This window comes from Pontibacter sp. SGAir0037, assembly GCF_005491705.1.
In the GTDB taxonomy this organism is placed as follows: domain Bacteria; phylum Bacteroidota; class Bacteroidia; order Cytophagales; family Hymenobacteraceae; genus Pontibacter.
The window spans coordinates 35646-50728 of record NZ_CP028093.1 but is presented as its reverse complement, the minus strand read 5'-3'; the positions used below and the strand labels follow the sequence as shown (position 1 = coordinate 50728).

12 protein-coding genes are annotated in these 15083 nt (G+C 49.7%); 6 read left to right on the top strand and 6 right to left on the bottom strand.

Annotated features, from left to right (window positions below; all coding sequences use genetic code 11):
• The first annotated feature begins 14 nt into the window (after window positions 1-14).
• The 5 genes from C1N53_RS22055 (at window position 15) to C1N53_RS22035 (ending at window position 5154) form a co-directional block, all read left to right on the top strand.
• Complete coding sequence (locus C1N53_RS22055) at window positions 15-998, top strand: DUF1259 domain-containing protein (protein WP_116544960.1); 984 nt, start codon at window positions 15-17, stop codon at window positions 996-998.
• Window positions 999-1066: 68 nt separating this feature from the next.
• Window positions 1067-1699, top strand: coding sequence for an ATP-binding cassette domain-containing protein (locus C1N53_RS22050; protein WP_116544961.1), 633 nt, complete (start codon window positions 1067-1069; stop codon window positions 1697-1699).
• Between the two features lie 12 nt (window positions 1700-1711).
• On the top strand, window positions 1712-2506 hold the full coding sequence (locus tag C1N53_RS22045; RefSeq protein ID WP_116544962.1) for an ABC transporter permease: 795 nt from the start codon (window positions 1712-1714) through the stop codon (window positions 2504-2506).
• Window positions 2507-2639: 133 nt separating this feature from the next.
• The gene (locus C1N53_RS22040) at window positions 2640-4760 is read left to right on the top strand and encodes a DUF5916 domain-containing protein (RefSeq protein WP_116544963.1); all 2121 of its coding nucleotides are present in this window, start codon (window positions 2640-2642) and stop codon (window positions 4758-4760) included.
• A 181-nt stretch (window positions 4761-4941) separates the two neighbouring features.
• On the top strand, window positions 4942-5154 hold the full coding sequence (locus C1N53_RS22035) for a hypothetical protein (protein WP_116544964.1): 213 nt from the start codon (window positions 4942-4944) through the stop codon (window positions 5152-5154).
• A gap of 599 nt (window positions 5155-5753) precedes the next feature.
• Here the strand turns inward: C1N53_RS22035 and C1N53_RS22030 are convergent.
• The 4 genes from C1N53_RS22030 to lpdA form a co-directional block, all read right to left on the bottom strand.
• Window positions 5754-6530 (bottom strand): histidine phosphatase family protein, encoded by a 777-nt coding sequence (locus tag C1N53_RS22030; RefSeq protein WP_168194104.1) that lies wholly within the window; start codon window positions 6528-6530, stop codon window positions 5754-5756.
• A 676-nt stretch (window positions 6531-7206) separates the two neighbouring features.
• The gene (locus C1N53_RS22025; RefSeq protein WP_137761648.1) at window positions 7207-8103 is read right to left on the bottom strand and encodes a cation diffusion facilitator family transporter; all 897 of its coding nucleotides are present in this window, start codon (window positions 8101-8103) and stop codon (window positions 7207-7209) included.
• Window positions 8104-8809: 706 nt separating this feature from the next.
• Complete coding sequence (locus C1N53_RS22020) at window positions 8810-9754, bottom strand: murein L,D-transpeptidase catalytic domain family protein (protein ID WP_137761647.1); 945 nt, start codon at window positions 9752-9754, stop codon at window positions 8810-8812.
• Between the two features lie 216 nt (window positions 9755-9970).
• Complete coding sequence (lpdA, locus tag C1N53_RS22015; protein WP_137761646.1) at window positions 9971-11374, bottom strand: dihydrolipoyl dehydrogenase; 1404 nt, start codon at window positions 11372-11374, stop codon at window positions 9971-9973.
• Window positions 11375-11800: 426 nt separating this feature from the next.
• On the opposite strand from lpdA, the gene C1N53_RS22010 reads away from it, so the two are divergent.
• Complete coding sequence (locus tag C1N53_RS22010) at window positions 11801-12043, top strand: hypothetical protein (RefSeq protein WP_137761645.1); 243 nt, start codon at window positions 11801-11803, stop codon at window positions 12041-12043.
• 291 nt (window positions 12044-12334) lie between these two features.
• On the opposite strand, the gene C1N53_RS22000 is transcribed toward C1N53_RS22010, so the two are convergent.
• Together C1N53_RS22000 and C1N53_RS22650 are read right to left on the bottom strand one after the other, a co-directional pair.
• Window positions 12335-14842, bottom strand: coding sequence for a heavy metal translocating P-type ATPase (locus tag C1N53_RS22000; protein ID WP_137761644.1), 2508 nt, complete (start codon window positions 14840-14842; stop codon window positions 12335-12337).
• 65 nt (window positions 14843-14907) lie between these two features.
• Entirely contained in the window at window positions 14908-15063 is a 156-nt protein-coding gene (locus C1N53_RS22650) for a hypothetical protein (protein ID WP_168194103.1), read from the bottom strand.
• Window positions 15064-15083: the final 20 nt, after the last annotated feature.

Below are 15083 nucleotides of genomic sequence, written 5' to 3'. Positions count from 1 at the left end.
TAACACTGGACTTCATGAAGAACATCATAAACCGTCGACAGGCCCTTCGTGCTACTGCGTTACTGGGCACGCTGCCCCTTATAGGTATACCTGAGTTACAGGCAGCCCCGCAAAAAGGGAAAACACCTCCTCTTAGCTCGCAGGAGATTGCGGCCATTGAAGCTGCCATGGGTAAGAAAGGAACTTATAAAGAGGCCGAAGCCACGCATACCACGGCGCTGCCTAGAAATGATTTAAAGGTCAAGATAAAGGGCGAAGCCGTACCGATTTCCTTCGGATTTGGTGGCTGGGCCGCTATTAAGAAAACCGTGGATGGTAAGACCGCGATGCTGATGAGCGACACGGTGCTGCTGCAGGAGGAGGTAAACCCTTTGATCTCCGCGGCCCATGCCAATGGCTTGGAGGTAAGCGCTATCCACAACCATTTCTTTTACGAAGAACCGCGCATCTTTTACATGCACCTGCATGGGATGGGTACCCCGGCAGAGCTGGCAAAGAAGTTTGCCGCGACCATCAGCCAAAGCAAGATCTCCCCTGCAAACCAACCCAAAACCACTACAGCTGTTGGTTCGGCGGGGGATCAAAGATTTTACACACCAGCCCTGGATGGCATCGTCGGGCATAAAGGCACGGTGAACGGCCCCACCTACAAATACACCGTGGGACGTGAAGATTTAACCATCATGGCCATGGGTACGGAGCTGACGCCATCCATCGGGTTGAACTCCTGGGCCTCCTTTGCCGGGGATAGAGATAATGCCCACGTAGCTGGAGATATTGCGATGCTGGAACCTGAAGTAAACCCTGTGATAGCGGCTCTCCGTCGAAATAATCTGGAAGTGGTGGCCCTGCACAACCATATGCTCGGCGACGACCCGCGCATGATATTTCTGCACTATTATGGGCGTGGGCAGGCGAGAGAATTGGCAAAGGGCTTCCGGGCAGCACTTGACGAGTTGGGCAGGCATGGCAAGGCAATGAACCATAAAAAGCATTGATGTTACAAAAGCTAAAGCCCCTATCCATGCAGCGCATGTTTTAGGGGCGGGCTTCTGAACGCATAAAGATGATTCATGCCAAAGATGTAGTAGTTAGGTTTGATCAGGAGACTGTTCTGGATAATTTGTCTTTTAAAGTGGGACAAAGCGATAAAGTGGCCGTAAAGGGGCCGTCAGGATCGGGGAAAAGTACCCTGCTGCATGTGCTGATGGGTTTTGTGATACCAGAAAGCGGTGAAATAATCATTGCAGGGCACCCTTTGAGCCAAGAGCATATTCAGAAGATACGTTCCCAAATAGCCTGGCTACCCCAGGAGCTGCCCCTGCTCCTTGATCGGGTGCGGGATTTGTTGCTGATGCCTTTCTCCTTTGCCCGCAACAAGCACCTGCTGCCATCTGACAGGGAGGTAGCAGAGGTTTTTGAGGCTTTCCGGCTGGAGACCACCTTACTGAACAAACCTTTGCAGGAGATATCGGGTGGGCAGAAGCAACGGGTCGCATTAGCATCCTGTGTGCTGATGAAAAGGCCCCTGCTTCTGCTGGATGAACCAACCTCCGCGCTGGATGCTGTGACGAAGCAGTGCGTCATGGACTACCTTTTTAATCTTCGGGAAGTAACGATACTGGCGCTTTCTCATGACCAGGAATGGATTGCCCGTTCCGATGGGGTTATCTCTTTAGGAAACGCGTCACATCATTAAATTAGCAGGAACGTGGACGGGATAAAGGATATACAATGGCCTTTTTTACTGCTCGGTTACCTGTTGCTGCTGCTGCCCCTTGCCCTGCTGGGGTACTACCGTACGGGACTGATAAAGCCCACTCTTATGGCGGTGGCCAGAATGACAATCCAATTGTCTCTGGTAGGCCTTTACCTGGAGTTTATCTTCAAGCTGGACAACGTCTGGGTCAACCTGCTCTGGATCATCCTGATGGTGGCTTTTGCCTCGCTGGCGGTTATCAGCAGGACCAGCCTTACGCATAGGCTTTATCTTATACCTGTTTTCTGGGCCATTGGCCTTAGTCTCACCGTGATAGTAGCGTACTTTTTCACTGTAGTGATCAGGCTGGAGAACTACTTTGAAGCTCGGTACCTGATTCCAATTACCGGTATGTTGCTGGGTAACTGCATGCACAGCAACATCATCGGACTGAATGCTTACTATAGCAGACTCCGCCTGGAACAGCAGCTATACCGCTACGCGCTGGCTAACGGCGCCACCCGCGGAGAAGCACTTCACCCCTTTGTACGGGATGCTCTGGTCAAGGCCTTCAACCCCTCTATCGCCAGCATGGCCGTGATTGGCCTGGTGTCGCTGCCTGGGATGATGACAGGGCAGATATTGGGCGGAAGCGACCCTAGTGTGGCCATAAAATACCAGCTCATGATCATGGTCACCATTTTCACCTCCTCCCTTCTCACGGTACTCCTGACGATTTTCTTCGCTAACCGATATGCCTTTGATGCCTATGATAATTTCAAGCTTGACAGCCTCAAGCCCCAGTAGCATAATAGCAAAAGCAGTCTCACATGTAACTGTCCACTAAACCTGCGCAACCTGTGTCAATATGTACAAAGACCTCCTCTTCCGTTGCTTTTGTGTTCTCGCTTGCCTCTTGACGGCTCCCTGTTATGAAACCGTGGCGCAGGTGAGTCTGCCTGATACTATCCGGACTAACTTCACAGAAGCAGGGATCCAGCTCGATGGCATCCTGGATGAGCCTGCCTGGAAAGAAGCTACCCGGATCTCTAATTTTACCCAGCGGGAGTTAAACGAGGGTGAGCTGGCCACCGAACGCACGGAGGTGGCTGTGGTGTACACGCAGAAGGCCCTCTACATCGGAGCCTGGTGCTACGACCGGGAGCCAGATAAAATAATCGCAAAGGAACTTAGAAGGGACTTCAACCACAGTGTGGATGATAACTTCGAGGTCATCATTGATACGTACCTCGACAAGCGGAACGGTTTTCTGTTCATCGTCAACCCTAACGGGGCCCGCAAAGATGCCCAGGTTTTAAATAATGGGGGCAGCTTTAACGTCAACTGGAATGGGGTCTGGAATGTAAAGACCTCCATCACCGCGGAAGGATGGTTTGCTGAGTTTGAAATACCCTTCTCCACCTTAAAATTCAGGTCAGGTCTTGAACAGCAGGTTTGGGGGATAAACTTCGAACGTAACATCCGCCGGAAACGGGAACAAATCCTGTGGCAGGGGTGGTCGAGGGATTCAGAATTGGAGTTTGTCAATCGGGCAGGAGCGTTGAAAGGATTGAGCAACATTGAAGACAAGGCTTTTGTGGAGGTGAAACCCTATGGCATTGCCGGAATGCAACTCAACAGAAGAGATGCTAATAAAGGGGTGCTCAATGCGGGTGGGGATGTGAATTACTTGGTGACACCTACGCTCCGGCTAAACCTTACGGTCAACACCGACTTTGCACAGGTGGAGGCGGACCGGGCGCAAATCAACCTGACCCGGTTCCCGGTGTTTTTCCCGGAGCGGCGTGAGTTTTTCCTGGAGGGGGAAGACTACTTTGACATGGGGCTCGGTGACCGGATAATAGGCTTTTATAGCAGAAGGATAGGGCTTAACCAAAACCGAGAGCCGGTGTCCATTATAGCAGGGGCAAGGATGTTGGGCAAGATCAACAACTCCACGGTTGGGGCGATGAGCTTACAGACGGCCGAACAAGGCAGCGGGGAAAACCATTCCCCCACTACCAATTATACGGTGCTAAGCTGGCGGCAGGATGTGCTAAAGCAGTCAAGCGTAGGTATCATGTCTACGAACAAATACGCCCAGGGACGTCATCACAGCACCACAGGGGGATACGCCCGCTACAGTACCTCTTCCCTTTTCGGAGACAAGAACCTGATGGCTGGCGGAGCTTACGCCCGAAACTATAACTCAGATGGCACGCCGGCTGACGCCAGCGCTCACCGTTTCTTTGTCAGCTACCCCAATGACCGCATCCAGTTTGACGCAGCCTGGAACCGCAGTGCGACCAACTTTAACCCGGAGGTAGGTTTCCTGAGTCGGGATAACTTTCAGGAGTTTTACACCGAGCTGGAGTTCCGGCCCCGCCCCACCAAGAACTTCCTGCGCTGGATCAGGCAGTTCAGTTTTAAGCCGCTGGACATGAACTGGTTCATTTACGATGACACCAAGCAGATGCAGAGCTTCTTCTACGAGATCAGGCCGCTGGGCTTCGAGACAAGGGGCGGCGAGTCTTTCGAGTTTAATATTCAGCGCCGCGGGGAGGGAGTCAGGGAGCCCTTTGAGATTGGCAGAGGGATTTTTATACAGCCAGGTGACTATTGGCAAACCCGGTATGAGATACAAGCCAGCACCTTTTCTAGCCGGGAGTTCTCGGTAGGCACTGCCGTTAATTGGGGCAGGTTCTATGACGGTAAAATAACAGAAAGTGCCTTCGGCCTCAATTGGCGTGCAAGCCGTTACCTGAACGCCAACCTAAATTACGAACATAATTGGGTGAGCCTGCCGGAAGGGAGCTTCCATGCCAGGTTAGTCAACAGCCAAATCGCTTATGCGCTGAGCCCGAATGTATTCGGCTCCCTGTTTGGCCAATGGAACGATGAGGACAGGGAAGCCATTTTGAACTACCGGCTCCACATCATCCCCAGGATAGGCACGGATTTCTTCTTTATCGTGAACCAGCTCTACGACACCTCCGGCCTGGGATGGAAGCTGACCCAGACGCTCATTATCGGCAAATTGATTTGGCGGTTCGTGCTATGAGGACCACATTCCCGCTAAGAACAGAAGGTTATCAAAAATATGCCGCTGCTATAGGAGGGACAAGACAGCATAACGCGATCACAAAGAAGCAACCATTAAATGGTTGACAACCACAGGATCATTCTATTGGTTATCAAGCATATATTTTAACCCTTTAACAAACCCTAGCAACACCAGTATTGTGGCAGAAATCCCAGAAAGCCCTCCGCTCGGCTTCCTTCCGTTCGCCAAGCTTGAAAAGGATTATCGTCCACTTGAACAAAAAGTCCGGAAAGCCGCTGTCATCCGGGAAGTTTTTGTTGACATGGTTGAGGTAGCTAAGTTCGCCCGGGAAGTCATTAAGTTGAATGTAAAGCGCCAGTGGCAAGTATTAGAGCCCCAGCTGTCGTTATAAGCGCTGCTCCACCGATTCTTGCCAGCCGCAAGGGTTAATTTGATCTGCCAGATCTTGCTTTTGATGCTTTCTTGGAGCTCCGGTGTCATAAGTGTTGCTTGAGCAGCTCCTTCCCCTTGCGCAGTACTTTACCTAAGCCGTATAGGTGAAAATTTATAATTTATTAAATGTCTTATAATTTACCTTATGTTAAATAGTTAATGCTTGTTATTAATAAAACAGTATATTTATTTATCATAGAAGCCAATAATTGTAAAGCATTAGTTTTGAATTAACTTTTAGAGTTATAATTGGCAGCTAATTCCAACTGCATCACATCGATAATTGACTATTTGGCGACTTACCTTGAACGAATGGCCATATAGGCGCTTTATTGCCACGGACAGTGTTGCTCACTCTGCTGACGAAGAAGCGGGGCTGCACAGATGATAAAGTCTGGAAAAGGGGAAAGAATAGAGCCAGCCAAAACTCCCTTTGGCCTAACGGCACCAAAGAGTGGAAGATAAATACAGGAAAAAGTGGAGCCACAACAGGTATATCATGTACTAGCATTCAGCCTGGCCTAGGAGTAGCACCGCCTGAAAGGCCCGTACCACTGATTAGCTGTCCAATTTTACTAATATGGTGGTTCCCAGATAGCCACTCCCCCCGTCACGCACGACATGCCACCCCATGTCTTCTAGGTTCTCCTGAATATAGCGGTTCAACAAGCCATGGGCTACAAGTGCTACTTTAGGCTTATCCGCGCTTGCACTGACCAGGATTTGGGCTGCCTCCTGTGCCCGTCGGCGGGCATCCGCGAAACTTTCAGCCCCCTGCCGGTCTATACCCAACACCCACTTGATGCGGGCAGCAGTGGTCCAGAATTTGATTGGCATGCGTAAGCTAGGGCTATGCTCGCCCATGGCCGTTTCAAACTCTCTAAAAACCGGTGAGACGGTCATTTGGCTATCTGCCCCAAACACATATTGTGCTGTCGCTCTGGCCCTGTTGATAGAACTGGCGAATACGGCCACCTCTTTTGGGTTCTGAATTTCAAAGAAAGGAGCATCTGGCGTCACTATGCCTACACTATCATAATCTACTGCAAACTTCCTGGCTTCCATATAAGAAAACTTACCCGTCTTTCGCAAATCAGGTTCGCCATGTCGAATGAGAGCAATTTGACGCAGGTTGCCGTTAACAGGGAACGTCAGGTCTTTTTCCTGCAGAAACGACACCTGCTGCACCACCGGCTTCCCTTTGGCAGTGACATACGAAGCGCCTACACCCATTGCTTCAAACTTAGCCGCTATAGCCTTGATGGTTTGATGTAAATCATCCTTGTCTTTTGCAGCTACAGAAGTAATGGCAAGGATGGTTAATATGCAACTCAAAGCTGCTTTCCTGATCGAATTCATTTCACATTATGTAAGAGGATGTACTAATGCTATAACTTAAAATAGTCATGGGAAGTTCATCATTATGAGCGGTCTTAGCTGCACCAAAAGTTTAAGAATAAGTTGCCTTCTTTTTAGTTGACAGTAAGGAACATGGGCTTTGATAGTTATACTACTGACAGGCAATACCAAGCTTGGGAAACCGGATGAACAATGTTTCGCATCTCTTACTCAAGACGCATGGTTGAGGAGGAGCATGAGGTTAATAACCCCAAGACCTTAGATAAAGACCTTGGGGCACAATCAACGCAATCAACACAAACATAAGACTGCCGTTCTTTAAACGGAAACAGGTGTCCCTAGTTCCCTTACTTGCAATACATTCAGGGCTTGAGGATTTTATTTGCAATGGAATCAGGGTAATTTACATTAAATAACATCGATGGTATGCTTGTTTTTCCAAAGTTCCTGCAAGGAGAATTAATTCATGAGACTGCTGGTGATCAGCTCGTTTGTTGCCCCACTTGGTCGTACTGTGCCACGCAGAATCTTCTTCTAGGGACTGCAGTGCTCAACCCTATGATCCCGCCGGTTTCGGTTTCTTGCATGTGTGTAAGCAACTTGTTGGTAGCATCTTGTTCTTTTTACTGAACACCGTGCCACTCAGGCGCCACTACAAGTGAGTTCCTTTCTCCTTATATCCACTGCTCTCAAGTTGGATGGTGGTGTGCGATATTTTAAAGTTAGAGGTGACAGTTTGGTTTATTCTGCTTAGCAATTCGTCGTAAGAGGCCTTGTTATCAGCAGCTAAGACTACATGCGCGCTCATCGCATTGACGCCAGAAGTCAAAGACCAGACATGCAGGTCGTGCACTTCTTCAATTCCTTTTATCGCTTTCATGGAGGTGCGCAATTCATCTATGTTCACGTCTGAAGGCGTTCCCTCTAACAACACCCCAACTGCCTCTTTAAGCAGTATCCAGGTTCTGGGAAGGATAAAAAGCCCTATTCCTGCTGACAAAATCGGATCGGCATAATACCAACCGGTTGTCCACATGATGATACCTGCTACGATTACTCCTACAGATGTAAGCATATCAGAAAGAACTTCAAAGTAAGCTCCCTTCATGTTCAGGCTTTCCTTAGACCCCTTCCGTAGGATAAACATACCTGTCAGATTCACTACTAAACCGACTACTGCTACCAGCAGCATGGCTTTGCTCTCTACCTCTGGTGGGTCAAGAAAGCGCTGATAAGCCTCGTAGAGGATATAAAGCGAGATGCCAATCAGAACCACCGCATTGGCAAGCGCAGCCAATATCTCAGCACGATAGTAGCCGTAGGTGCGTGCAGGGGAGGCAGGCCGCTCTGCCAGTATAATGGCGAAGAGCGCAAAAGCAAGCCCTCCCACGTCCGTTAGCATATGGCCGGCATCAGCAAGCAAGGCAAGGCTCCCTGTTAAAATGCCTCCCACCACCTCAACAATCAAATACAGCGATGTAAAGGCTAGTACCAGTTTAAGCCGGCCTTTATTTTGGCTGCTTGCAGATACAGCGTGTCCCTGTGGCATAGGCTTATCTATCAATTAGTGTCTAGCTTTTATTGTGGTGTAATTTGTACGGGACGACTATCATATTGTTAGGGATACAGCTTCGGGAAGATAGCACCACATTAAGGTTTCACACACCCCACCACAGTAGTTGACAAAAAAGTTTTGAATGCGCACAACGCAGTTCTTGTGGCTTGATATAAAGCAAGCTACAATATTATTCTCCCCGCTTTGGAGGAAAGAGCGGCGGGTTTGAGAACATCACCACTACCTTGGTAATGGTGATGTTCAAGGCCGATAGCCTGCTGTCGCAAATGGTGCCGGGCTCATAAGATTAAAGAAGTGTCAGCCCAGGAAAATGGACTTTATGAACCATCCGGACGTACATACCTGGCATTTCTGGGTAGACTAGACTCTGTCTGTTACGTAGAGGAACCAGATAGCGCACGAGACGAAGGGCACGATACACGATACAGGCACATTGCCTCCATTCTACGCTATCATGGCCCAAATCGAACCGACAGAGATTCCCTGCCCCGAATAATCTTATAGCACATAAGCTCCCTTTTATATGGTTAAAGTATAGAAGGGAACATGGATATATTATGCCTACTAAAGAGTTTTGATGCCCACTACCTACAAGTACTATCGTTCAGGCTTGTGGGTTAATCGATTTTTTCTATACCAATTGTATTTCCAATACCTGATAGCCCAAGAGAAGAACACATCAAACCTGAAGATGACCCTTTCCATCTTTGTCAGCACTCAAGCACAGAGCTGCCTGCTCAATATCTAGGAAAGGAGAAGTATAGCCACTAGAGGGACCGTCTACGTATAATATTGTCCTATTTTTGATTGTATCAATGATAGGTTTGGTTACCTCCACAGGAAGGGCAGGACAACCTTGGCTGCGACCCAAGCGGCCATTGGCCTTGATAAAGCCTTCGCTGGCATAGGCTGCTCCATGCACCACAATATACCTACCCAAGGCATTTGAATTATAATCAGCGTCTAATCCTGTCAGCTTTAGCGAGAGCCCATTCTTGCCGACATAGGTCTCTTGGGTAAGATAAAATCCTAAGCTGCTCTGGTACGAGTTAGGAACGTTAGAAAAGGTAGTTGCGAATTCTCCACCGCTGCCTTGCCCATGAGCTACCCAAGTATTGTACACCACTTTGTTTGTAGCCAAGTCAATGACCCACAGACGACGATTTTTGCTGGACTGGTTAAAATCCACAATGGTGATCAATGCCTTATTCTGTGATAAAGAGTCCGTTGACATCAGATTATGATACCCCGTAACTGCTTCTCTGAATGTTTCGAGCGAGAGCCCCATCAACTCTAAACCTGCCTCTTTATAGGAGCCCTCTACATACTGCTCAAACACAGCCTTGGGAGCGGAATCAGTGACAGAAGCACTCTTGTCAACAGGACTCTCTGATATTACAGCCGCTTTATGCAGGTTTGTTTCTGCTTTTACTGGGGGAGAGCCGCTGCCTTTGCCGCTGCCTTTGAGGACAAAGCCCATGCTGAGAGCAACAGCAAAGACAACTAGAGCGAAGCTGATGGATTTCATAAAATGTCTTCCTGTCATGTCGTTTTTCCGATAGAACACCATGACGACCCTTGATTGTTCCATTCCTAAACCAACGCTGCCAGTTAGCTTGGTCATTAATCAAGGCTGGCCAGTGGGACATAGTAGGGTCTATTATTTTGTTGCAAAGGCCATGTAGCAAGTATTAACATGGCATATCCTATATGGTATACTGAAGCAAAATAAGCTCTGAGCCTGGATCGATCCTCTTTGGAGAGCGATGCAACGGGAGCGTGACGCAAGTCCATCGGGCTGCAGAGCGCGTGTAATTCAAAGGAGACTATCACCTTCCCGTTACATGTGAACAGCCCTGCCCCCTGTGGCCGCCAAGCAAGCCTCTTTGAAAGACTCTGAGAAGGTAGGGTGTCCGTGCGTCATGCGTGCGATGTCCTCTGCAGAAGCCCTGTACTCCATGGCCACGACGGCCTCCACGTAGGTATCGGCGATACGGGGACCGATCATATGCACACCCAGTATTTCGTCTGTTTGCGCGGATGCCAGCACCTTGATAAAGCCGTCCGTATCCATGCTTATCTTGGCCCGGGCATTTGCTTTGAACGGGAAAGAACCCACCTTGTAGGCGATGCCCTGCTCCCGGAGCTGCTCTTCCGTGACGCCTACTCCGGCCACTTCCGGCGCTGTATACACGATACTGGGGATAAGGTTATAGTTAATGAGGGGTCGCTGGCCTGCTATGGTTTCTGCCACAAAAACACCTTCTTCGCTGGCCTTATGCGCCAGCATAGCGCCCTTTATAACATCTCCTATGGCATAAATGCCTGGAACAGCTGTCTGCAGTTGTTCATTCACCGGTATCATGCCCTTTCCGTCTGTCCCGATGCCAATATTCTCTAGCCCTAAATCAGTGGTATAAGGCCTGCGGCCTACCGCCATCAGGCAGTAGTCTCCTGTCAGGGAAATTTCTTCCTTAGATTCAAGCGCCTGCGCGGTCACCGTCACTTCTTCACCAGTACGTATCACCTCTGTTACCTTGTGCTGCAAAAGAAATTCTATCCCCTGCTTCCGGAGAGACCGCTGCAGTTCTTTGCCCAGTGCCAAATCCATTGCGCCAATCAGGGTGTCCATATATTCCACCACCGTTACTTTGGCCCCCAAGCGGTTGAAGACTGATCCAAGCTCCACCCCAATAACTCCCCCTCCGATCACGATCATGTGTTTAGGGATTTCTGTTAAGGATAGCGCTTCCGTAGAGCTTATGATCCGCTCCTTATCCAGCGCGACATTAGGAAGGGAACTGGGTTTTGAGCCTGTGGCTATGACGATATTAGCGGATTCTATAGTTTGTGTACCGGATTCTTGGGTGATTTTAACAGTGTTTTTATCTTTGATCGTGCCTGTCCCTTGATACACGGTCACTTTGTTCTTTTTCATTAAGAAGGAAACCCCATTGATAATCTCTTCTACCACTGCTTTCACGCGCCCGTTCATCTTAGCGATGTCCACAGCAGGATTCTCAAAAGTCACCCCGAACTTCGGGAAGTCATGCACTAGCCTATGGTAGTGCTCCGATGCCTCCAGCCACGCTTTAGACGGTATGCACCCCACATTCAGGCAGGTGCCGCCAAGGGTGCTGTATTTTTCTATAAGGGCTGTCTTGAGACCAAGCTGGGCACATCGGATGGCACATACATAACCCCCAGGGCCGGAGCCAATAATAACTGCATCATATTTTTCCATTGAAGCTATAAATAAGGAATTTAAATCTTTGTTAAATTTAAATTATTTCGAGAAAAGTCTGTGCATTGGCTTTGGGTTTAAACCAATGCAAAACATGAGGGTAAAGACATCTATAACTATTACTGCCTTTATTATTACAATAGTTATTCTTACCCTGGGTTATATTTCTTTTGGCATATGGCCTACGGTTATTTTTACCTCCGGTTTTAAGGTTGATTTATTTTATGGCTAATTATGCCCACAAATCCAGATTTCTCATCTATAAAAATTCAATTTTTGGGTAACCTTCTGCTTATTCCTGGTCCATAGAATAGAAGAAACTTTTTTCGGGATTTTTGCCTGACTTTCGACCTTACAAGGGTTCCGGTTTCTGAAATAACTTCTGTACCTATAACTTTGCTTGTGCTTACATCTGTAGGTGCTTGGTTGTCCATTCCATTTCTCCATGGCAGGGGGTATGCCTTTGGATATTATTTAGCCTGGACCTTTTTTGCAGCTATGGGTATTACAGAACTCGCTCATTTTATTTTTCCATTCTTCACGAATGGAGGCGACAGTTATTTCCCAGGAATGGCAAGTGTCTTTGTACTTGCTCCATTCGCCTGGTGGGGAATGTATAGGTTTACCAGAAAATCAACACCTCATCCGTTAGATTCTCATAACATTTAAATTTAACCAAAAAAAGCTACACCCACATCGGCAACAACTACTTTCCACATAGTTGCCAGAATAGGTATATAAGGCGGATCAGCCTCAGGCTAAGGCACTAATTCTATACCGATCATTGCCAGCACGACCCCGGCAGCCAGGTGCAGCGCCAGGCTTAGTTTTTTTCGGATACGTTGAACATGTCCGCTAGTACTTCTCCTAATAAGCTGCCTATACGATGGCTAGTAGCTCCTATTTGGTCTTGCTAAGCAGCAAGCCGGCAGGTATTTATTTTTGATCAGCATCGCAGGGTTACTTTTTCTGATATGCCAGAAGCCGCAAGGCGTTGAAGACTACCAGCAGGGTAGACCCCTCATGAATCAGCACCGCCACGCCGATGTTAGCGAGGCCCAGAATGGTGGCGGGGATCAAAAGCGCCACTATGCCCAGGCTTACCCAAAGGTTCTGCTTGATGATGCTCCTGGACTTGCGGCTCAGCCCAATGGCAAAGGGAAGGTTCTCCAGCTTGTCGGACATCAGGGCAATGTCGGCGGTTTCCAAAGCCACATCCGACCCAGCGGCCCCCATCGCGATGCCAACCGTGCTGTTGGCCATAGCCGGGGCATCGTTTACCCCGTCCCCCACCATCGCTACTTTGCTCTCTTTTTGGCGAAGCTCTTTTATGGCGTTCACCTTCTCTTCAGGCAACAGGCTACCCCAGGCGTCAGTGAGGCCGATTTCCGCAGCCACTGCGTCCGCTACCTTCTGGTTGTCGCCGGTGAGCATGATCATCCGCTTGATACCTATCTTCCTGAGCTCCTCCAAGGTGGCCTTTGCCGCTGCACGCGGCGTGTCCATCAAGGCCAGTATACCGATATAGCGGTCATTTTCGCGCACCAGCATGGTGGTGTTTCCCGCTGCCTCCAAAGCCTGCACTCTGTCTATCAGCTCCTCTCCAGGCTTTACGGCATCCAGTTCCTCGAAGAGCTCCAGGTTGCCGATATAAATCCTGTTCCCCTCGAGGGAGGCTTTGATGCCTTTCCCCAGCACAGCCTCTAGGTCCTCCGCATTGGGAACAGGCATGCCTTTCAACCTTCCCTTTCCGTCCCTGACGATAGCCCTGGCCAGCGGATGGTTACTCAGCGCCTCCACGGCGACGGCTTTTTTCAGGAGATCATGCTCCTGTATGTCACTAACTGGAATAACGTGCGTGAGCTTAGGTTTGCCTTCTGTCAGTGTGCCGGTTTTATCGAAGGCCAGTGCGGTCAGCACACCCAGGTCTTCTAATGGGCGGCCTCCTTTAATGAGGACACCTCCGCGAGCGGCGCGCGCTACGCCGCTCAGTACGGCGCTTGGCGTGGAAATGGCCAGGGCGCAGGGACTGGCTGCCACTAACACGGCCATCGCCCTGTAAAAGCTCGCTCTGAACGGTTCGTCGACGACCAAAAAGGCAAAGTTCAGCAGCAGCACCAGCAGGAGTACGGAGGGCACGAAGTGCTTCTCAAATTTATCGGTAAAGCGCTGGGTGGGGGACTTTTGGGTTTGAGCCTCGTTCACCAGCTGTACCAGGCGTGATAAAGTGGAGTCCTTTGCTTCTTTGGTCACTTTTATTTCCAACGTGTTATTCCCGTTGATAGTCCCGGAGAACACGCGGCTTTCGGCCCTGATCTCACTATCCGGCCCAAAGTCCTGCTCCGGGTCCTCTACCGGCAGCTTATCCGCAGGCACACTCTCGCCCGTAATAGGAGCCTGGTTCACGCTGCTGCGTCCTTTGACCACCACCCCGTCCGCCGAAATCTTGCTATTAGGCTTCACCACGATCACATCGCCCAAGCGAAGAGTCTCGATGCCCACCTCTTCGGTTTTGCCATTCCGTTTGAGCAAGGCTGTTTTGGGCGCCAGCTCCGCCAGCGCTGCAATGGACTTGCGGGCTTTGTCCATAGCATAATGCTCCAGGGCGTGCCCCATGCTGAAGAGGAACAGCAGCAGCGCCCCCTCGGCCCACTCTCCCAGGATAGCGGCCCCGATAGCTGCCACCAGCATCAGGAAGTCTATCTCAAAGTTCCTTTTAAGTATCTCCTCCACCGCCTCCTTGGTGGTAAAAAAGCCTCCAAAAAAGTAGGCTCCAATGTAGAGCGAGAGGCTTACCCAATCCGCCGCACCCTCCACGAAGCTCAAGCCGAAGCCCGTACCTAACAGCACACCACAGATAATGGAAAAGATCAGCTCGGTGTTCTTGCCAAAGATGCCCCCATGCTCGTGCGTGTGGTCGCTGCCTGGCTCCATTTTCTTTTTTAACCTTTGGTGCCCTTCTGCTTCTGCCTCCGCTACACGACCTCCAGTTTGGCGTGTATAGTCTTCAGCACTAACAGAGGCGTCCAGAACATTCACGCCTTCCTTCCTTAGAGTAGAGATAATTTCTCCTTCACTGGTGCTGGACCTATCGAACTCTAGTCGCACCATGCCTGTGGGGGCAACGGAAGCCTGAATCACCCCCTCTGACTGTTGTAAAGCCTGCTCTAGGTGGCGGGCATGGCGAGCATGGCGAATACCGTCTACTGCCAGGAGCCTATGCCCAATTTTTTCAGCCAGTGAAGCTCCAGTTTGCCTGGCCAGCGCCTCGATGCGGGCCATGGAAATCTCTTCCGGATTATAGTGAAAGCAAAGCTGCGGCACGCCATCCTCCTGCCCGTTGGAGACATGCACGCTTTCTATGCCTTCCCGGCCCTGCAGCCGGTCCATTAGCTCACGTACACAGCGGTCTTTTTCATCCGGCACTTGGGGTAAAAGGAGGGGGATTTCTATTTTGAGCTTCTCCATTGATCTTCGATGTTGTTGTATAGCCTAGATTAATACCTTCTTGCAGGTTACGTGCCTACTGGCAACTAGGTAGCACTCCAGGGTAGTAAAGAGCGCTCGCTCTCTTCAAACCAATATGCGTGGCGCTTGAGTGTCCTTAAAGCCAAGTCCAGCACAGCCAGCCAGCCTCTTCGCTTAAACAGGAAGTTACCAGTAGCTTCCAATGAAAATACATGAGCCACACCACAAAGATGACTATTAT